General features: G+C 51.4%; 19 protein-coding genes. 2 read left to right on the top strand and 17 right to left on the bottom strand.

Annotation, left to right across the window (positions count from 1 at the left end):
* The first annotated feature begins 326 nt into the window (after positions 1-326).
* Entirely contained in the window at positions 327-761 is a 435-nt protein-coding gene (locus LKD70_RS16755; protein WP_227709023.1) for a GNAT family N-acetyltransferase, read from the top strand.
* Between the two features lie 46 nt (positions 762-807).
* Positions 808-1,833 (top strand): zinc-dependent alcohol dehydrogenase family protein, encoded by a 1,026-nt coding sequence (locus LKD70_RS16750; RefSeq protein WP_227709022.1) that lies wholly within the window; start codon positions 808-810, stop codon positions 1,831-1,833.
* Between the two features lie 57 nt (positions 1,834-1,890).
* Here the strand turns inward: LKD70_RS16750 and mtnA are convergent, their stop codons facing one another.
* The 17 genes from mtnA to LKD70_RS16670 all read right to left on the bottom strand — a co-directional run bounded on the left by mtnA (position 1,891) and on the right by LKD70_RS16670 (position 20,666).
* Positions 1,891-2,949: an S-methyl-5-thioribose-1-phosphate isomerase gene (gene mtnA, locus LKD70_RS16745; RefSeq protein WP_227709021.1), complete on the bottom strand. Its 1,059-nt coding sequence runs from the start codon at positions 2,947-2,949 to the stop codon at positions 1,891-1,893.
* A gap of 39 nt (positions 2,950-2,988) precedes the next feature.
* Entirely contained in the window at positions 2,989-6,555 is a 3,567-nt protein-coding gene (locus tag LKD70_RS16740; RefSeq protein WP_227709020.1) for an ABC transporter ATP-binding protein/permease, read from the bottom strand.
* Positions 6,556-6,657: 102 nt separating this feature from the next.
* Entirely contained in the window at positions 6,658-7,077 is a 420-nt protein-coding gene (locus LKD70_RS16735; protein WP_227709019.1) for a stage V sporulation protein AB, read from the bottom strand.
* On the bottom strand, positions 7,034-7,702 hold the full coding sequence (locus LKD70_RS16730) for a stage V sporulation protein AA (protein WP_227709018.1): 669 nt from the start codon (positions 7,700-7,702) through the stop codon (positions 7,034-7,036). The genes LKD70_RS16735 and LKD70_RS16730 overlap by 44 nt, the downstream gene beginning before the upstream one ends.
* Entirely contained in the window at positions 7,692-7,850 is a 159-nt protein-coding gene (locus tag LKD70_RS16725) for a hypothetical protein (protein WP_227709017.1), read from the bottom strand. The genes LKD70_RS16730 and LKD70_RS16725 overlap by 11 nt, the downstream gene beginning before the upstream one ends.
* A 109-nt stretch (positions 7,851-7,959) precedes the next feature.
* The gene (gene sigF / locus LKD70_RS16720) at positions 7,960-8,676 is read right to left on the bottom strand and encodes an RNA polymerase sporulation sigma factor SigF (RefSeq protein WP_227709016.1); all 717 of its coding nucleotides are present in this window, start codon (positions 8,674-8,676) and stop codon (positions 7,960-7,962) included.
* Positions 8,655-9,110 (bottom strand): anti-sigma F factor, encoded by a 456-nt coding sequence (gene spoIIAB / locus LKD70_RS16715; protein ID WP_227709015.1) that lies wholly within the window; start codon positions 9,108-9,110, stop codon positions 8,655-8,657. The genes sigF and spoIIAB overlap by 22 nt, the downstream gene beginning before the upstream one ends.
* On the bottom strand, positions 9,107-9,421 hold the full coding sequence (locus tag LKD70_RS16710; protein WP_227709014.1) for an STAS domain-containing protein: 315 nt from the start codon (positions 9,419-9,421) through the stop codon (positions 9,107-9,109). Before LKD70_RS16710 ends, spoIIAB begins: the two co-directional genes overlap by 4 nt.
* Before the next feature lie 204 nt (positions 9,422-9,625).
* A complete protein-coding gene (locus LKD70_RS16705; RefSeq protein ID WP_227709013.1) occupies positions 9,626-11,002 on the bottom strand; it encodes a tetratricopeptide repeat protein in 1,377 nt (458 codons plus the stop codon).
* A 42-nt stretch (positions 11,003-11,044) separates the two neighbouring features.
* Positions 11,045-11,179, bottom strand: coding sequence for a hypothetical protein (locus tag LKD70_RS18565; RefSeq protein ID WP_265104918.1), 135 nt, complete (start codon positions 11,177-11,179; stop codon positions 11,045-11,047).
* On the bottom strand, positions 11,180-12,490 hold the full coding sequence (locus LKD70_RS16700; RefSeq protein ID WP_407690991.1) for a bifunctional folylpolyglutamate synthase/dihydrofolate synthase: 1,311 nt from the start codon (positions 12,488-12,490) through the stop codon (positions 11,180-11,182). It lies immediately after the preceding gene.
* Complete coding sequence (locus LKD70_RS16695) at positions 12,487-14,706, bottom strand: LTA synthase family protein (protein WP_227709012.1); 2,220 nt, start codon at positions 14,704-14,706, stop codon at positions 12,487-12,489. The genes LKD70_RS16700 and LKD70_RS16695 overlap by 4 nt, the downstream gene beginning before the upstream one ends.
* A gap of 76 nt (positions 14,707-14,782) precedes the next feature.
* The gene (locus LKD70_RS16690) at positions 14,783-17,431 is read right to left on the bottom strand and encodes a valine--tRNA ligase (RefSeq protein WP_227709011.1); all 2,649 of its coding nucleotides are present in this window, start codon (positions 17,429-17,431) and stop codon (positions 14,783-14,785) included.
* 543 nt (positions 17,432-17,974) lie between these two features.
* Positions 17,975-18,832: an Rpn family recombination-promoting nuclease/putative transposase gene (locus LKD70_RS16685; RefSeq protein WP_227709010.1), complete on the bottom strand. Its 858-nt coding sequence runs from the start codon at positions 18,830-18,832 to the stop codon at positions 17,975-17,977.
* Between the two features lie 322 nt (positions 18,833-19,154).
* A complete protein-coding gene (locus LKD70_RS16680; protein WP_227709009.1) occupies positions 19,155-19,949 on the bottom strand; it encodes a glucosaminidase domain-containing protein in 795 nt (264 codons plus the stop codon).
* A 167-nt stretch (positions 19,950-20,116) separates the two neighbouring features.
* Positions 20,117-20,323 carry a helix-turn-helix transcriptional regulator gene (locus LKD70_RS16675; RefSeq protein WP_227709008.1) on the bottom strand — a complete coding sequence of 69 codons (207 nt, stop codon included), beginning with the start codon at positions 20,321-20,323 and terminating at the stop codon, positions 20,117-20,119.
* A 28-nt stretch (positions 20,324-20,351) separates the two neighbouring features.
* On the bottom strand, positions 20,352-20,666 hold the full coding sequence (locus tag LKD70_RS16670) for a DUF6442 family protein (RefSeq protein WP_227709007.1): 315 nt from the start codon (positions 20,664-20,666) through the stop codon (positions 20,352-20,354).
* Positions 20,667-20,814 lie beyond the last annotated feature (148 nt).

The following is a 20,814-nucleotide window of genomic DNA, read 5'->3' as shown; positions in this document are numbered from 1 at the left end:
AAGCATACCACCTTTCAAAAACTATTTTTAGTATAACTCGTGAAAGGCAAAAAAGCTTGCATTTACTGTAAAATATTAAATTTTCAAGATTCTATTTCTAAGGCTTTTGACCCCGACATCATATCATAAAATAAATTGTTTCCTTTTGTCAATCAGCCGCAGGAACTCATCAAACGAATCTCCGAAACGCATTGACCGGATTACGGCATCCTGCTATAATACCGTCATAATTTACCCGTCCGTCAAAGCCGGACAGCACGGTGTCCCCATACCGCGCAGGGCAATGGCTCTCTGACAGACGCGGAAACCAGCAAAGGAGAAAACCTATGGAAACCATAACAACAAAAGTATACAATGTGCTTCCTGAAGCAGCTTCCATGATCCGGCGGACCATCTTTATGGAGGAGCAGGGCTTTGAAAACGAATTTGACGAGACAGACAATACCGCTCTTCACATCGTCCTGTGTGCCGAAGGCTCTCCGGCCGCTGTCTGCCGCTTTTTCCCGGGCGGTGAATCCGAATATATCATCGGACGCATTGCCGTGCTGAAACAGTACCGGGGAAGAGGACTCGGAGCAAAAGTCTTAAAAGCGGCAGAGGAGGCAATCGCCGAAAGAGGCGGCAGGACCGCATCCCTCCATGCCCAGCTTTCGGCCCGGGGATTTTATGAGAAACAGGGGTATACGGCCGAGGGTACAACTGAACTCGACGAGGGATGTCCTCATGTCTGGATGCATAAATGTTTGACAACTCTCTCATAAGAGAATAGACTAGAAACGGAATTTAAAACAAGCGGAGGTTATCATAATGAAAAGTGCAGTTTTTTACGGGAAACACGATCTTCGCGTGGAAGATCACGAAATGCCTCACACAGGGCCGAAAGATGTCCTGATTCAGATAAAGGCATGCGGCGTCTGCGGTACTGACGTACATATCTATGAGGGAGACAAAGGCGCTGCCGAGGTGACGCCGCCGACAATCCTCGGACATGAATTTTCCGGCGTCATCGCTCAGGTCGGATCTGAAGTAACAGAGTACAAACCGGGAGACCGGGTATGCATCGATCCCAACTGCTACTGCGGTTCCTGTGAACCGTGCAGAAACGGCGTCGCGCACTACTGTGAGCATATGATCGGATACGGCACAACGGTCAACGGAGGCTTCGCGGAATACTGCGCAGTAAACGAGCGCCAGGTCTATAAACTCGGAGACAACACGACATTCGAGCAGGGTGCCATGACAGAGCCTGTCGCCTGCTGCCTGCACGGCATCGACATGTGCGGAATCCGTCCCGGACACCAGGTTGTCATCATCGGCGGCGGCATGATCGGCCTTCTCATGCTCCAGCTTGCCCGTCTGGCGGGAGCGGCCAGGATCGCCCTCCTTGAGCCTGTGGAAAGCAAAAGAGCGGTGGGCAGACAGCTGGGTGCTGACGTGTGCATCGATCCTCTCACCGAGAACGCAGAAGCCCGTCTTAAGGAAGCCGGCATGACATGGATCAACACCGTCATCGAGTGCGTCGGACGCCCGTCAACGATCGAGCAGGCAATCGATCTCGCCGGAAACAAGGCCGTCGTTATGATGTTCGGCCTCACCAGACCGGACGAGACGATCTCGGTCAAACCGTTCCAGATCTTCCAGAAGGAACTGGAACTCAAAGCGTCCTATATCAATCCGTATACGCAGAAACGGGCGCTGGATCTGATTGACTCCGGCCGTCTGGATGTCAGCAGCATGGTATGCGACGTATGCGGACTGGACAGGCTTTCCGAAATTCTCAGCGATCCCGCCCTTCGCGCGAAGGGAAAATATATCATCTCGCCGGAAAAATAGCCGGAGAGCAGCATGAGGAGGGGAATATCCCCTCCTCACATCATTTTATTCATACAATTATTCCGCTTCTCTTCCCGCAAAAAGTGCGGCAATCCCTTCTTCATCCGGCCTTTCCACAATCCCGCGCTCTGTCACAAAAGCCGTAATCAGTTCATGCGGCGTCACATCAAAAGCAGGGTTGTACACGTTCACACCCTCCGGCACGGTACGTCTGCCGAATCCGTTCACGACTTCCCCGGGCGCTCTCTCCTCAATGGGAATCTCTCTGCCCGTTGGAGTTCTTCTGTCAATCGTGGACAGGGGTCCCGCCACATAGAAAGGAATCCCATGGTAACGGGCCAGAACCGCCACGGAGTATGTACCGATCTTGTTCGCCGCATCCCCGTTTGCCGCGACGCGGTCACACCCGACTATAACCGTATCGATTTTTCCCTGTGCCATCAGCATTCCGGCCATATTGTCCGTGATCACCGTCACGTCCACCCCCGCTTTCTGAAGCTCCCAGGCCGTCAGGCGGGCTCCCTGAAGAAGGGGTCTCGTCTCATCCGCATAAACTTTAAAGTCAATCCCCCGCTCTTTTCCGAGAAGGATCGGGGAGAGTGCCGTTCCATAGCGTACCGTGGCGATTCCTCCTGCATTGCAGTGTGTCAGAATCGTCTTTTTCCCCTGAAGCAGAGTGAGAAGATTCTCCCCGATGGCGATACAGGCTCTCTCCTCGCGCTTTTCGATGGAGCGGGCCTCGGCGAGAAGGGCCGCACACACATCCGCATTTCTCTTTCCTTCACACGCTTCACTCACCTGTTTCATTTTCTCCAGCGCCCAGAAAAGGTTGACTGCCGTAGGTCTTGATGTTCCGAGATAGCGGATTGTCTTCTCCAGGGCAGCGCGGTACTCCTTTTCTGTCCTGTCCATATACCGTTTCATTTCAATACATACACCATAGGCCGCCGCAATGCCGATCGCCGGAGCGCCCCGGACGCAGAGGCGTTTAATGGCGTCCCACATCTCCTCCGCAGTCCGTATTTCCAGATAAGTTTCCCGCTCCGGAAGTGCAGTCTGATCCAGCAGTCTTACATAAGTGTCCTTCCATTCAACCGGAACAATATAAGAATTCACCGTTTCCGCCTCCTTTTTGCAGCCGTGCTTATATTCGTTCTATTCTGTTCGCAGAGCGGTCACCGGATCGCTTTTTGCAGCTTTCCGCGACGGGATCAGTCCTCCGATCAGCGTCAGCACAACGCTTAAGAGAACAAGGATCACTGCCGGCACAGCCGGGAGGACCGCGTTGATGTCTGTTGTTCCCGCAACGGCATGAATCACCGCATTGCCCGGAATCAGGAGCAGAAGAGTCAGCAGGATTCCGATCAGTCCGGCGCACAGACCTATGATAAACGTCTCTGCGTTAAACACCTGGGAGATATTCCCCTTTGACGCTCCGATCGCTCTTAGAATTCCGATCTCTTTCTTTCTCTCCAGCACACTGATATATGTGATAACCCCGATCATGATGGAGGACACCACAAGGGAAATCGCGACAAAAGCAATCAGCACATAACTGATGATATCGATAATATCCGTCACCGACGACATCAGTGTTCCCACTACGTCTGTGTAAGTGATGACCTGCTCATCCTTTCCTGCCTCTTCCATCCGGCTGTTGTACTCGTCTAGGATGCGGACCGCTTCTTCCTTGCTCTCAAAATCCGTAGGATAAATGTCAATTCCCGACGGCGTGTCGAAATCTGCATATCCCAGAGTCATAAGGTTGCTGTCGTATGTGGCGCTCTGTGCGGAACTCATGGACATCATCAGTTCCGCCAGCTCCTCTCCTGTCATATTCATCTGGAACGCATCGGCAAACGCGTCCGCATCGATGTTTACCGCGTTCTGAAGGCTTGCTCCGACCCGGGTCATCGCCTGCCCCATAGCTGTCTCCATTCCAGACGCAATCTGCGTCATCATCTGCTGTACGGCAGATGTAATCTGGGATGACAGTGTTTCCGCAGCAGCACTTCCATAGGAGGACATCGCGCTCTGCATGTAGCTGCCGACCGCCGCTGATACCTGCTCCTCCAGTGCTCCCGTGTCCACCATGGATGTGATTCCCTCCATCAGCTTCTGCCGGCCGTCGTCTGTGGCAAGATAATCCATAAAATAATCATCGATCTTGGTCGGATCCGTCAGTCCGTTTTCCTGCGCATAGGACACATAGCCGTCCGAGAGCTCCTGCGCCAGCTTCTCCATCTGCTCCGGCAGGATCGAGATGTTATCCGCGATTCCCGAGAACAGCTCGTTCGCCCATTTGTCGAGAATCTCCTGCGCAGCCGCAGTCTGCATATACTCGATCAGATATTCGTCAAATCTGGATGCATCCGTATATCCGTTTTCATCGATAAATGCCTGGAATCCGTTCATGATCTCCGTGATCATGGCTCTGAGCTGATCCCCGGTGACCGTTATGTCTCCCGCCGACTGAATGATCTCTTCAATATTATCCTTTATAATCTGCTTTGCCTCATCAGATCCGAGATATGTACGGAAGTCATCAAAGATCCCTGAGAAATCCGCTTCCGGATGCGTCTGGACATACTCGCTGTATCCTTCCATAAGGCCTGACGCCATCTTTGACAGGCTGTCTGCCGACACATTCAGATCCACGCTTCCCAGCAGTTCTTCCATGCTCATCTCCGGCAAATCCGGCAGACTGACGGAAATGCCGCTCAAATCAATCATTCCCGAGAGATCCACGGAATTTCCCGCCGAGCTGAACACATCGGTCAGATTCAGAGATCCTGACAGTCCCGACATTGCGCTCTCGTCGAAACCGAACGCAGCCTGAAGCTTCTCTTCATCCACAGTGATCAGCGAATCCTCATTCACTCCGCTCTCATCGCTTTCCTCACCGAACGCCTCTCCGGTAAACACATTGACGGACGGATTTTCCATCTGCTGCTGTACAATCTCCGATTTTTCCGCTTCCTCCACAACATGCTTTGTAAGAGATGCCGGATAGCAGATTCCCGGCGTCAGCGCGGCCGCGTTTGCATCTTCGGACGGCTGTACGATTCCGACGATCGTAAGCTCCTCGCCGTTTTCCACAAGATTCTTCATGTACTCCGTGTCGCCGGACTTATCCGTCCACACACCGTACTGGCTGTCATAGGAATAATAGTCCGCGCTGTTCACAAGCCGGAATGTGATCCCGATGATATCCTCATAATCATAAGTCCCCATATCCTCCGGGACGTCCACCTGCTCCTCGTCGATAAACTGCTGCACCATCTCATCGAGTTCAAGGGGATCCCTCAGCCCCATGGTATACAGCATGAAATCACTTATGCTGCCCCCGCCCGTGAGAACGAGCACGCACTCGTTATAATTCTCCGGCCAGCGTCCTGCTTTCACGTCATACTGTCCCTCGTAGAGCTGTTCATTTTCGGGCATTTCATAAAACACATTCGTGCTCATCATGGACGACATCATGCTGCTCGAATTGGAGGATGCTCCCAGCCCCAGGGAATCAAAAGAACGGTCCGGGTTCACCTGACGGATCTCATCCCCGTTCTGTTTATAAATCTGAGGCGTTACATTGTAGGAATACTCGATGGCGTTTGTGTACTCCTCCATGCCGCTCTCACCGCTGTCCAGATATTTCTTCAGCGATTCCAGGTCATTGGAGTCCAGCGTGGAGAACATATCCGTCACCATCGCCACCACATGGACGTCACCCTGTTCCGATTGCTGTCCGCTTCCCTCGTCCGATACAAGGATGGACGAAAAATCAAATCCCGTGCTCTGTATCTGCAGCGGGTATTCCGAGAGAGTCTCCTCCTCGATCTGCTGAATGTAGTCATTGACACCTGTGGACAGAGAGAGAATCAGCGCGATTCCGATAATTCCGATCGATCCCGCAAAGGAAGTCAGAAGAGTCCTCGCCAGTTTTGTCCGCAGGTTGTTAAAGCTCAGAAAGAGGGCTGTCAGAAACGACATGGACGACTTCCCGAGATTTCTGTGCACCGGCTCAGCCTGCAGTTCTTCGTCCACTACATATTCATCGCTGTCCGAGCGTATCTTTCCGTCTTTCAGATTCACAATACGGGTCGCGTACTCCTGCGCCAGTTCCGGATTGTGCGTAACCATGACAACAAGGCGGTCCTTTGCCACTTCCTTTAAAAGATCCATGACCTGGACACTCGTCTCGCTGTCCAGCGCTCCCGTGGGCTCATCGGCCAGCAGGATATCCGGGTCGTTTACAAGCGCTCTGGCGATCGCCACTCTCTGCATCTGGCCTCCCGAGAGCTGATTCGGCTTTTTATGGCCCTGCTCTCCGAGTCCTACCTGCTCCAGCGCTTTCTGCGCGCGCTCCCGGCGCTCCCCCTTTCCAATTCCCGAGATCGTAAGCGCCAGTTCCACATTCGCCAGGATCGTCTGATGAGGGATCAGGTTATAGCTCTGAAATACGAATCCGATCGTATGGTTACGGTAGGAGTCCCAATCTCTGTCCTTATATTTTTTCGTTGAGATTCCGTTGATAATAAGATCTCCGCTGTCATACCTGTCAAGCCCGCCGATGATATTAAGAAGTGTCGTCTTTCCAGAGCCGCTCGGGCCTAAGATCGCGACAAACTCACTGTCTCTTAAGGTTAAGCTCACTCCGTCAAGTGCTTTCTGCACCAGACTTCCGGTCCGGTATTCCTTGCAAATATTTTTGATCTGAAGCATCTATGCCTCTCCTTTCTGTCATACCGCCAGATGCCCCCTCGTATTCTGACTCTGCCTCAATGTTGTTATTATACAAAAAAACTTTGGCTTTGTCATCTTTTTTCACCATCCCCGGGAAAAGAACAGCCAGGCACCCAGACCTTTCCCGACCGCGATGCTGACGACAAACACAGTCACACCCCGGACAATCCCGGCCCTTCTTATAAACACCGGGAACACATTAAGCGTCTCGGCCAGCGCCATCGCCCAGCATCCCACAAAAATACCTGCAAAAATTCCAATCACAGACAGCCCTGCCTGTCCCACCGGAATGCTTATCTGAAACACATAGACCAGATTTCCGAGAATCCCGCCAAGCGCCGCGCAGTCCTCATACAGGAGAATTTTATCCCCTGTATGCGTCCGGTCGGCAAAGTCGGCGATCACTCCCAGTTCCACAATAAACGCAAAAAGACCTCCCGCAACGGCCACCCCCGCGCTAAGGCCGATGGCCGCCAGAAGGATCTGTGCTGCTGCCCACATCGATCTCCACCCCTTCCCTCTCTGCATTTTCCACAATTGTCGTCTGGATGTCGTTTTCATACAGCCGCATCTGGATTTCCATGGGGGTGGGATCCGCCGTGAAGCGCTTTTTCCCAAAATGATTAAAGAAAATCAGGATTCCCGCGGCAATCCCGATGGAATAGCTGATCTCAAGAACCGTAAACCCTGACGTCTGCTGCCCGGTTACAAATTCATGGAGCTGTCCGAACAGTTTCGTCACGTCCACATCATTGTTAAACGCCATAATGGAAAACGCCGCCCCGAAAAATGTCACCGCCGCGGCAAAGCATGTTTTCACAATATGCCAGAAAAGCGCCGGCGTCCTCTGGTCCTCATAGGTCACAATAATATCCGGCTCCCCCAGGTTTCTGATCTCCACATCCGGATATTTTTCGTGAACCGCCTCTATGATTCTGAGAACCGAAAGGACGCATCTGCGTGTCCCTCTGCTCCGGAACCGGAGAATGCGGATTGTCTTTATCCCGGGCAGGATCTTCCTGTCAGCGCACTCCATTTTCAGGATATCCCCCAGCGTCACATCCGGATGTGTGACTTCCACATCCCGGTCTCCCTGGATATAGACAAGTTTTCTGCTAGATGTCACAGCTGTTCTCCTGCACGTCTCTCTGTATGAGAAATCCTTCGCTTCCCTTTTCCTGCGGAGTGCTCAGCGAATAGAGAAGCCCGATCACCACTGCCGCAAGTATTACGGCAAGAAGGCAGATCCATATTTTCTTCCGTCCGTTTTCCATCGTCTCACCCGGCCTTTCTGCTTATCTGTCAGAATATGACTATAGTATTCGGATTTTCCGTGAAAATATGCACATCCCCGGATTTTCACACCTTTTTCCCGCAGATTTTCTATACGCTTTTTTTCCGCAGATTCTCAATGATCTTTTTTTCAAGGCGGGACACCTGTACCTGGGAAAGCCCCATGATTTTTCCCACATCCGCCTGTGTGCGGTCAGCAAAGTACCGCAGATAGATGAGCTGCCTCTCCTTTGCCCCGAGCATCTCAAGGAGCTGCTTTAACATCATATGATCGAGAATCTTCTCCTCCTGTTTCTCCTTTTCCTCAATTTTGTCCAGAAGCCGGATTTCGTTTCCTTCCTTCTGGTGGATCGGCCGGTAAATGGACTCCACCTCGCTCCCCGCCTCCATGGCCTGTACAAGTTCCTCCCGCTCCACTCCCAGCTCCTGTGCCAGTTCTTCCATCGTAGGTTCCCTCCCGAGCGATGCGGTCATCTTCTCCCTTGCCTGTACACTGCGGCCCGAAAGCTCTTTCAGCGTCCTGCTCACTTTGAGCATCCCGTCGTCCCGCAGAAACCGTTTGATCTCCCCGGAAATCATGGGAACCGCATAGGTGGAAAATTTCACGTCATATGCGAGGTCGAACTTGTCGATCGCCTTGAGCAGCCCGATACTTCCGATCTGAAACAGGTCATCCGCCTCCACGCCTCTGCCGTAAAACCGCTTCACCACGCACCAGATCAGTCCCACGTTTTCTTCCACAAGCTGTTCTCTCGCTTCTTTATCCCCGTCGTGCGATTTCCTGATCAAAGCGATTGTGTGGTCCATATCTCCCTTCCTTTTCCGACCGTCTTCTTCATCTTCACGATCGTCCCGTTGCCCGGGGACGACTCCACTTCAAGGCTGTCCATAAAAGCTTCCATAAAGGCAAACCCCATTCCGGATCTGTCCTGTTCCGGCAGCGTGGTAAACATCGGCTGCATCGCCTCTTCGATGTTCTCAATTCCTTTTCCCCTGTCGCTTACTTCCACCACAAAAACATTCTCCTCAATACGGCACCGGATGGTAACTTTTTTCACCTCGCCTTCATATCCGTGAATGATCGCGTTTGTCACCGCTTCCGAGACCGCTGTCTTGACATCCGCGACCTCCTCTACCGTAGGGTTGAGCTGCGTCATGAAAGCCGCAACCGCCACTCTTGCAAACCCTTCATTTTCCGATCTGCTGTCAAATCTGATCTCCATTTCATTCGTATTTTTCATGACTCATCCTCCTCATAAATCTGCATTATTTTTGCCGCGCCTGATAGCGTAAGTATCTTCCTGATTCTCGCATTTGCATGGACCGCCCACACTTCTCCTCCGATCAGGCATATCGTCTTATATCTCCCCATAATGACTCCAATGCCTGAACTGTCCATGAAATCCGTCTTTTCAAAATCAAAGATCACATACTTGATATGGTTGCGGTCAATGACCGCATCCGCTTCCCTCTTCATCTCCTCCGCGCTGTGGTGGTCCACCTCGCGGGGCAGATAGATGGTAAGACAGTTTTCCTGCACCTGATACTTCATTTATACTCCTCCTCGTTTTTATATATGGTAAAGTACAATCACCGGAAGTGCCTGGCGGCACATTCCGGGATTGTAAGCGGTCGCCAAGGCCTCAGGCAAGCCTGGGCTTTGGCTCGTCGCCTGTACAAAAAAAGGATATGCGTCTTTGCATATCCTTCTCTTTCGTAATTCTCTGTTCTGCTGCGGCGTCTCCGCTGTCATTTCCTATTCTGCTGCGGCGTCTCCGCCCTCTGCGCTCTCCGCATCTGTACTCTCTGCGGCGGTCTGCGCTGCGATCGTATCAAGATTGGTCTGCGCCTCGGCAGCGTACTCGGAATCGCCGTACTCGTCAACCACCCGCTGGAAATAGGTGGACGCATTCGCATTGTCCCCGCTTCCCATATAAGCCTGCGCCAGATTAAAGAGAGCCTGTCCGCTGTTGTAACCGGAGTCCATCTGCACTACCTTATAAAGCGCATCTGCTGCGTCCGTATAATTCCCGGCGGCGAGTGCCTCCGTTCCCGAAGCGAAATAGGTATCGCACGCCTCCGGATAAATCTCCGCCGTCAGCTCGTCATATCTGGCCTGTCCGGTCGAGCCGAGAAGATCCCGGTTTACATAGATCAGCGTATCCGCCATCGTCGCGTCGCTGTACTGGCCGGAGTCATACTGGTCTGATACCGTCATCAGATATTCATAACTCGCCGACGTATTCTGCGCCTGCTGTGCGTCCGCCTCTGCCGTCTCGCCTGAAGCGCGGTAGTTGTCCAGCGTTCTTGTCTGGGCGCTTACCTGAGCCTCCAGCGACCGGATCTGTTCACTGTACTCTCTCATCTGGTCATTCATCCGGTCAGACTGCGACTGGTTCACAGCCGGAGCAACGAGAAACCAGATAATGGCGGCTCCGATTGCGGCTCCAATAAATATGTTCGCGACCGCAAGGTGATTCGTCACTTCCTTAAGCCTTGAGTGTTTCGGCTGTATGATCGTCTCATTGCCAAGACTGTACTCTACAGCTTCCTCTTTCTTCTTTTCATTTCTCCGCCTGTGTTTTCCTCTCTGCTGCGTGATCTCATGCATATACCGCAGCGTGATCTCGCTTGTCGTGTCCAGCTTTCTCGCAAGGCGGAGCATCTGTCTTGCCCTTGAATGCTGCCCGGTCTGCAGATACAGCAGTGCCAGAAGCTGATACGCCTTCAGAAACGACGGGTGCGACGAGATCACCTGTTTAAGCTGGATAATCGCCAGATCTTCCCCGTGCTGCCGGCAGTAGCCGAGACACTGATTGTACTTTTTAATTGCAAGATTGATCGTCTCGAGCTCATTGGCCGAGTCCTGAACTGTCTTGATATAATAATCCGCTATATTGTCCCGCGGCCGTAAGTTTTTGCTGATGATCCACTGCACCAGCGCTTCCGGCACCTCGCCGATCCCGTAATACACAAGGCCCAGAAGGTTACGGGCCGCAATATTTTCCCGGTTGAACTGCAGGCTTCTCCGCAGAGAGACAAGCGCCCCGGACATGTCGCGGATCTGCGCCTTTCTCAGACCGTCGTTGTACCAGTAATTCGACTGGTACACGATCTTCTTCATATAGTCCATTTATACCCACCCTTATCTTTCTTAACCCGCACTGCCATGTGCCTATTTCTTCTGTTCCATCGCCTGTTTCAGCAGATCCGTCATATCGGAGAGATCCTCCTGATATACAGCGTCCTCTATTTCCTCTGCCTCAAGGCTCGGTTTGAATTTTTTCAGTTCTTCTTCGTAATTCAGCATTTATCTTCCCTCCTGAATCAGTTCTCTGACCCTGCCCGCAAGATAGAGTGAGCCTACAAAAAACACTCTGCGCCCCTCCCTGTGCGCGCGCACATACCGGAGCGCTTCTTCCGCAGACTCTGTCACCACGACAGGCCGGTCTGTATATTTCCTGAACAGGCTGCCAAGCGTTTCCGCCGGCACACCGCGCCGGTCGTCAATATGTGTCACTACATACAGATCTGCCGGCACATTCTCTGCCAGACAGGCAGCCATCTTCCCGTATTCTTTGTCATCCACGGCGGAAAACACGATAATGTTTCTCCTGCCGTCTGAAGGAACACTTCTGACAAACGTCTCCACAGCGCTGATATTATGCGCGCCGTCTATGTACATATCCGGCAGGATTTCCTCCATCCTGCACGGCCACTTCAGTTGAAAAAGAGTCTCCCTCCACCTGTCCGGATGGCCCTTCTCCCCGAAGAGAAAGCGCATCACTTCCAGGGCAAGCATAGCGTTTCCCGGCTGGCAGACTCCGATATTGTTCAGTTTCCACGTGGTAGTTCCATAATAAGCACTGGAACAGGAAAATGCAATATGTTTGTCCTCGATTCCGATAATTTCGTACGCATCTTTCCCGATTTTTTTACAGAAACTCTGCCTCTCTGACGCTGTTTTTTCAATCACCGCGTCGCTTTCCGGGGAAGTCTGCGCATAGAAAACCGGTACGCCGGGCTTGATGATTCCGGCCTTTTCTCCGGCGATTTTCTCCAGCGTATCCCCCAGGTACCGCACATGATCCAGCCCGATCGTTGTGATCACACTTGCCAGCGGATTTTTCACCGCGTTTGTCGCGTCGAGCCTCCCTCCGAGTCCGGTCTCAAGAACCGCGTACTCCACGCCCGCCTGCGCAAACGCCCGGAGTGCCATTCCAAAAAGGAACTCAAAAAAAGTCGGGTGGGGCAATCCCTCGCGCTCCATGCGCTCCACAGCCTGAAGCGTCTCCCCGAAAACCTGCTCAAATACCGCATCGCTGAGAGGTTCCCCGTCCACTGCGATCCGCTCGTTGAGCCTGATAAGATGCGGAGAAGTAAAAAGCCCCGTCCGTTTTCCCTCCGAACGGAGCATTCCGTCAAGATACGCGCACACGGAACCTTTCCCGTTGGTCCCTGCCACGTGGATCACCTTCAGATGATCCTGCGGATTTCCCAGAAAATCCAGGAAGGCTTCCGTGTGACGTATATCATTTTTCTTTGTAAATTTAGGTATATCATATATGTAGGCCGCAGCCTTTTCATATGTCATATGTGTACCGAATGCTGAACTGGTCATGAATCGCTTTCTTCTTCCTCGTCGACGAACGCCTGTCTGCCGTTCTCCGGTGCATCCGGATCTGCCGGCAGCTCGATCAGCGTCCCGTCTCTGTATTCATACGTTTTTGACTCCCTGAATATCGTATTGCTGGAACCGACCTGCGCAACCATGATCGTATCTCCATCCTGGATCTCCGACTTCTTCAGATCGAGCCTCGTATTATTCAGGAATTTCGTACTTTGCTTCTCGCCGTTGATATATACCTTGCTCTGTTTCGTAAAGTTTGCGCCGTATATACTGTAAGTTCCGTCATACTGAACTACAAGTTCCGAAATCTCCGCGTCTTTCACGCCCATAACCATGTGTTCTTCCGTGATTGTGGACCCGTACTGCTCATACACATACTGTTCCCCGTACATAAGATCGTACTGGAGGAGTTCCAGATCCGCCAGATAATTCTTGGACTGCATTCTCTCCTGGTGATAGTTGAACACGGTACCGGAGTGGATGTCAAGCCGGTCGAACACCTCCGCCATAATCTGATAAGCCGCAAGGTTCTCATCCTGCTTCTCCAGACCGATATTGTCCCAGATCACATAGTTTGTATTATAAAGATATTTGCTCTTTAAGTCCTTTGCCTCCAGATCCATCGTCGGCAGATGGTCTCCGTAGAATACAAGCACAGTCGGCTCGTTTCTGGACTCCACAGCCTCGATCAGATCCCCGACAAACTTATCCATCTCATGGACAAGATTCACGTAATATTCCCACGCGTTTCTCTCGCCTTCGTCCTCCACGCCGGAGACAACGATCTCCGGATCTTCGAGAACCTTCTCTGTCGGATACTCGCCATGTCCCTCCACACTTACCGTGAAGACGAAGTCCTGTCCCTCGGTCGTGTCCATGGACTCCATAATATTCGGAACTAAAATATCGTCCGTCGCCCATCCCTGGGGGGTGGTCTGAAGGATATTCATAAACTCTTTGCTTGTGTAATGGTCAAATCCCATCTTGTTGAACACCTGGGCGCGGCTGTAGAAATTACCGCCGTTATTGTGGAGCGCCTCCGCCCCGTACCCAAGCGCCTTCAGCGCAGACGCCGCGCTTTCCATCTGATAAAATTTGGCATATGTCTTGTACGGATACTCTCCCGGTCCGAAGAAACGCATGCTCATTCCGGTGAGCACCTCAAACTCCGTATTTGCCGTACCTGCGCCGACTGACGGAACCTTGAAATATCCGGTGGAATACTCACTGAACAGCTGCCTTAAGTTCGGGATCGGATCCTCGGAAAACCGGAGCCACTCCACTTCTGTCGGATCAAAGAAGGACTCCAGCTGGACAAACATAATGTTCGGCAGCTCTTCCTCTGATCTTCCCGTCTCTGTCAGAGTGATCTCCCCGTCATTGCTGATCTCGTCCATCGTCTCCTGGCTGTAGCCCGAAGGCTCGTTGATCCCTGTGTTAAACAGGCTGGCCGAGAAACAGTACGGGAATCCGTAGTCTTCATAGGCAAAGGCGATATTTCCGAAATAATTGGATATCACTCTCCTGTCAATGGCTACATCCGTAAGCCAGAAGCATGCCCCGAATGAGACCGCCACGCCGCCAAGCGCAATCACTCTGTGCATCTTTCCCGTAAACTGGCCGCCTCTTCTCCACATGGAGACGACCCAGAAGGCAACCGCTACCACGCCAATGATAATCATAACCAGTTCCGCGGTCGTAAAATAATTGCCGGTCAGCTCCAGGGCATCAGAGAGGACCTTTAAATCCTGAGCGTTAAAAGGCGTAACTCGCTTAGTCAGCAGATATCCGTTGCAGACACCAAGAAACAGCCAGAACACACTGAGCAGAATTCTTACAAACACTCTTCGCCGGAAAAGGTACACAATCGAGAATGTGACAAATATCATGAATGCGTTGTACAGAAAGACAAGCGGTGATCCGACAAGATAATCCCATGCATCAAACAGAGACCGCCGGGAGACTACCTCTATCAGGAAATTGATCACACAGGCCAGGAGGAACTGCAGCGGAACCGACAGACGGTTCATCCACTTGTACACCGGCTGCATCCTGCGTGCGAATCTGCTGTTGCGGCGCTTTTCCAGAATACGCTGCCGGCGCTCTTTTTTCTCCTGGAAATGCCGTTTGATATCTTCCTTTTTCAGATTTCGTATCTTTGTAAAAAATCCTTTGATATCAGGCTTTCTGATATGAATGAATTTCATCTGTGATCTCGTCCCTTTCTATAATATACCGGACGCGTCCCCCGGCTCCGCGCCCGGTATATGTTCCTATACTTTCTTACTTTTTCAGTCCTGCCATTCTCTCTTTTACCTGAGCAAGCATCTGGGTATATTTCTCCAGCTTGTCTCTCTCCTCCTGAACTTTCGCCTCAGGAGCCTTGCTCACAAACTTCTCGTTGGAGAGCATTCCCTGTGCTCTCTTTATCTCTTTGTTCAGTCTCTCTTCTTCTTTTGACAGACGTTCTCTCTCCTGCTCAAAGTCCACAAGCTCTTCAAGCGGCAGATAAACAACCGCATCCGGAACCACAACAGACACTGCGCTGTCGTCCACATCCTGCTTTGTCGTGTGAACGATGATCTCTCCCGCCATCATAAGCGGCATGATGGATTCCTTAAACGCCTCAACGCCTTCGCAGATCTCGCTGTCCTCGCTGACGATATAGACTTTCGTCTTCCGGCTGTTCGGCACATCCATCTCAGAGCGGATGTTGCGGATTCCTCTCGTCATCGCCTTCACGCGCTCCATCACCTTCTCATCTGACGGATAGGACCACTCGTCCTTATATGCCGGCCAGCTTGAAATCATCAGAGACTCTTCCTCCGGCACAAGCGCACTGTAGATCTCCTCTGTGATAAACGGCATGAACGGGTGAAGCAGCTTTAACGCCTGTGCAAGCACCGTCTTCAGCGTCCAGAGCACACAGTTCGCCGCCTTCGGATCCTCCTCCGCGTGATAGATGCGGTATTTTGCAAGCTCCACATACCAGTCGCAGAACTCATCCCAGATAAAATCGTACACTTTCTGCACCGCGATTCCCAGCTCATATTTGTCCATGTTCTCGGTCACGTCTTTTGCCAGCGTGTTTACCCTGGACAGAATCCAGCGGTCCGCAGGAGTAAAGAGGGAGTGCTCCGGCTCTTCCACTTTATCGTCCTTCATATTCATGAGGATAAAGCGGGATGCGTTCCATACTTTGTTTGCGAAGTTTCTGCTCGCCTCCACTCTCTCGTTGTAGAAACGCATGTCGTTGCCCGGCGCGTTTCCGGTCACGAGCGTAAGTCTTAACGCGTCCGCTCCGTACTTGTCGATAATCTCAAGCGGATCGATTCCGTTTCCGAGCGACTTGCTCATCTTCCGGCCGAGAGAATCTCTCACAAGGCCGTGGATAAGCACTGTATGGAACGGAGATTTGCCCGTGTGAGCATATCCGGAAAATACCATACGGATAACCCAGAAGAAGATAATGTCATACCCTGTCACGAGCACATCCGTCGGATAGAAGTAGTCCAGATCTTCTGTCTGCTCCGGCCAGCCCAGTGTGGAGAACGGCCAGAGTGCAGAGGAGAACCATGTATCCAGTGTATCCTCATCCTGTGTGAAATGAGTGCATCCGCATTTCGGGCACTTCTCCGGTGCATGGCGGTCCACAACAAGTTCGCCGCACTCATCACAGTAGTACGCCGGAATCCGGTGTCCCCACCAGATCTGACGGGAAATGCACCAGTCTTTGATATTCTCCAGCCAGTGCAGATAAATCTTGTCAAAACGGTCCGGCACGAATTTCAGCTCACCGGTTTTCAGCGCGTTGATCGCCGGCTTCGCAAGCTCTTCCATCTTTACGAACCACTGCTGCTTGATCAGCGGCTCCACCGTCGTACCGCAGCGGTCGTGGGTTCCGACAGCATGTGTGTGGGGAACAACCTTCACAAGGTAGCCCTGCTCTTCCAGGTCTTTTACGATGGCCGCTCTCGCCTCGTAGCGCTCCATGCCCGCGTACTTTCCGCCGTTTTCGTTGATGGTGGCGTCGTCGTTCATGATGTTGATCTCTTCCAGGTTGTGGCGCTTGCCCACCTCGAAGTCGTTCGGGTCGTGAGCCGGCGTGATCTTCACTGCCCCGGTTCCGAACTCTTTGTCCACATAGTAGTCCGCCACGATCGGAATCTCTCTTCCAACAAGCGGAAGGATGACATTCTTTCCTACAATATCCTGATACCGCTCATCCTCCGGGTGTACCGCGATAGCCGTATCGCCGAGCATCGTCTCCGGACGTGTCGTCGCGATCTCAAGGAAACGGTCTGTTCCCACGATCGGATACTTGATGTGCCAGAAATGTCCTTCCTGCTCCTCGTGCTCCACCTCTGCGTCAGACAGGGACGTCTTACACTTGGGGCACCAGTTGATGATCCTTGATCCTTTATAAATGTAGCCTTTGTTGTACAGGCTGATAAACACTTCCTCCACTGCTTTGGAACATCCCTCATCCATTGTGAAGCGCTCTCTGTCCCAGTCGCAGGAGATTCCCAGCTTCTTAAGCTGGTTCTCGATCGTGCCCGCGTACTCTTCCTTCCACTGCCATGTTCTCTTTAAGAATCCTTCGCGTCCCAGCTCCTTCTTGTCAATGCCTTCCTCTTTGAGCTGGTTCGTCACCTTCACCTCCGTGGAGATGGCCGCATGGTCTGTTCCGGGGATCCAGAGCGCGTTGTAGCCCTGCATCCTCTTATAACGGATCAGAATATCCTGCAGCGTATTGTCAAGGGCGTGGCCCATATGGAGCTTGCCTGTGATATTCGGAGGCGGCATCACCGTTGTAAACGGCTTTCTGCTGCGGTCCACCTCCGCGTGGAAATATTTGTTCTCACACCATTTGTCGTAAAGTTTCTCTTCGATCGCCTTCGGATCATAAGTTTTTGCCAGTTCTTTGCTCATAGTCCTCTCCTTGCACTCCCTCATGCGGCGGTAAAGCGGCAGTCTCTCCGGATGTGTACGGGACTGTGTTCACGTTTTTTTCACATCTTATTTCATAAAGAAAGCCCTTTACATAAATGTAAAGGGCGAAAAATCCGCGGTACCACCTTATTTCATATACAATCGCGCCGGATCCCGGCACTGCATACCTCTGAAGTCCGTTAACGTGGACCACTCCGGGATATCCTATCCTGCTCCTGCCTCTCGAATAATCGAAGCCTCCGGGCTTTTCAGATATCCGGTTCCGAAGCTACCTTCCACCACCCTGACCCGAAACCGCCTTCCAGCCGGTCCCGGCCTGGCGGGATTCCGGGCGGTTCTCTCTGCCGGAAGCTGTGGTGTACTCCTCTTCTTCAACACCTTTACACGTTTGTTAACAAATAATTAACTACGCATAATAATATCCATCTGGGCCCGATTTGTCAAGAAAATTTAGAAAAACTTAAGGGATCAGTTCAGTGACTGCTTAGCGTTTCAGCCCGCGCCATTTGTAAAAGCTCACTTTTATTTGTCCTCGTTAAGCCACTCTTTTACTGTACTGATGTCTTTCTCTACCATCTGTGCAATCTGCTCTTCAGACATTTCTGCTTTCTTCAGGTTAAGCGCCGTGCGTTTCAATCCTGCCTCCATTCCCTTTTCCATTCCACGCCTCAGCGCGCTTCCCATCTGGGAATTATAATCCCGGATCGCCTTCTCTCTCGCCTCGTATTCCAGCTTTGCCTGTTCGTCTGCGCTCAGCTTTTTCAGTTCTTCGTATGCCTCTCCTATATATTCGTCTGTTCTGGCCATGTCCTCAAACTCCTTTCGGGTTTTCCCTCCGAGGAAACGCATCCAGTTGATAATATCTTCCTCCCTCTGAAAGCCGGTACCGGACAGTTTTTTAAGCTCCAGAATCTGAATCTCCATCAGGTCGCTATATTTCTTTCCTGACTTTTCGTCGCAGAAACTGATGGTATGACAGCATTCCTTTTCCTCTTTAAACTGGATGAAATCGAGAATGCTCACATGGATACATTGTTTCAGCTTCTCATAAGGATCGCCCTTTTTCAACTGCTCCGCAAACATTTTGCTCAAGTAAAACAGGACCCTTGCGTCCCAGTATTCAAAGTATGCCACCTGCATTTCCATGTCAATCTGCGTCCCGTTTTCCAGCATTACCCGGACATCCAGTATTCCCAGCTTATCATCCGGGTAATCCTGCCGCAGTGCAGTCGGCAGCAGGACTGTCTCTTTCACTGTCTCCGGCTCTCTCTTCAAAAGAGCTGCAATAAACCCTTTCCTCACTTTCGGATTGTTCATCAGTGCCTTAAAGCACACATCCACCGTAGGAAGCATGATAAACTTTTCCTTTGCTTCTGTCATAATGTTTCTCCTTTCTCTGTTTTTTTCTCTGCAGGAAAGGGGAAATCTCTGTGTGCACCGGCATTGCGTTTCCTTTGTGTTTTCTTTTCTTCTATCTTAGCACATCCAACCGGACGGGCAAAGATATTCCCCGAATTCCCTGCAATATTTTCAGCTGCTTATAACTGCTTTTCCCTCTGTGAAAGCTGCCTGGAATTCAGGCATGAGAAATACAAATAACTGCCGGTCCCGCCGGCAGTAAAAGATAAAACATATTGCGGACAGAAGTCCGCCATCCCGTGCAGATATAGTAACACAGGTATTTCGATTATACAAGCAATTATTAATCTTCCTGCATATCCTCAATCATCCCTACAATATCATATCCGTAATTATCCGCTGTTGCCCAGCCGGTCCCGTCAGGGTTTTCCTGCTGCCCCAGCCACTCTACATAAGGTGCCGAGCCTTTTTTCACGTATTCATACCGTTCATCCACGCACTCCTGCTCAAGTGAATCTGTCGTAGCGTACGCCTTCAGATGCTGGATCTGCGCCCGTATTCCGGTACGCACATCCGGGTAGGAGTTGCCCGGCACTCCCCCACCGGTTGTCCCCAGTCCCGCGAAGTTAAACTGTTCAATCGACGCATCTCCTCCGTACTGAAGAAAGCCCGTCTCCTTCATCGTCTGTGCAAAGGCCACCTCCGCGCGCACGCCTTCGGCCTCCGCCTCGTCATAGTACATCTGACAAAACGTCTCAATCGAGTCCGCTCCGCCGGCCGAGAGTTCTTCCGCCGGATATTCCTCCCCGGAAGAATTAAAATAGTCTACCATCTCCTGGACTGTAACGGAGCTTTCCCCCATAATCGGGTACTGTCCGTCTGCGGAAACTTCGCTGATTCCGCTCTCAGATGCACCTCCGTCACTTTCGGAATCTCCTGCTCCGGACAGATCTTCGTCCGCTGGTTCCTCCCCCGCGCTTCCCTCTGACGACTCTGTCCGCTCCTCTGATACTCCCCCGTTTTCCTCCGCACGGGTAGAAAGCACTCCGGTTGCTCCTGCAAGCCCTAAAGTCAGCACGATCAGGACTGCCATGCCGATTTCCATATATCGTTTTATTCTGTCATTTTTCCAGTTCATACTGCCTCCCGGCCAGAATTTCTCTGCATTTGCCTCTGCTGTATTTGACTTTGTTTCCTGTCTGTGGAATGCCAAACCCGCTTGTTCATATATATTCCCACAGGGCATCCGAATATGTCCCACTCAGGTATCCATGCTCCACATTTATCCCGCTGTATCTGCTCCTGTTAAAAAAAGAACAGCTCTTCAAACTTCTTATCCAGCGCAATACAAAGCACAAGGGCAAGCTTTGCCGTCGGATTGAACTGCCCCGTCTCAATCGAGCTGATTGTATTGCGCGACACACCGACTATCTCGGCCAGCTGTGCCTGAGAAAGCTTTTTCTCTGCCCTGGCCTCTTTCAGATGGTTCCGCAGTACTAATGTATCATCCACTTTTTTCTTCTCCTCACTCATAATCCTTTTAGCCGTATATAATATAAAGAACCATCCATATTACTGTAATCACTGACATCATAACTGCCGATACTGCCGCAGCCTTTCCGCCCAGCACCTTCCAACGATAGATTGATGACACAGCTATAAATCCGAAATACATCGCGAACAGGTCATATGCGTTTCCCCCTTTCACGAAAAAACGGATCAGAAAAAGAATGATAAATATTACAGCCATCCCAAGCATTCCATATGTATTCGCCTGCGCAGCAACCGCTCTTTCACGTTCATCCTGGTTTTTGTTTTCCATTCTGCTTTTTTCAAGAATCTCTTCTTTGTTCATATCTTTTCCTCCTCGTAATGCCTGGTAGTGTCAAATACTACCTGTTTTTTTGTTTCAAAATATAATAAAAACCTTGATTATAAGGGAAATCTGCAATAAAAAGAGCACTGACCTCCCTTTTTTGGTATAATGTCTATCGCCAAACAAA

Origin of the sequence: Ruminococcus turbiniformis, assembly GCF_020687545.1 — a bacterium.
Lineage (GTDB): Bacteria > Bacillota > Clostridia > Lachnospirales > Lachnospiraceae > Mediterraneibacter > Mediterraneibacter turbiniformis.
Note: the sequence above shows the minus strand (reverse complement) of the source record. Positions and strands in the feature narration are given on the sequence as shown.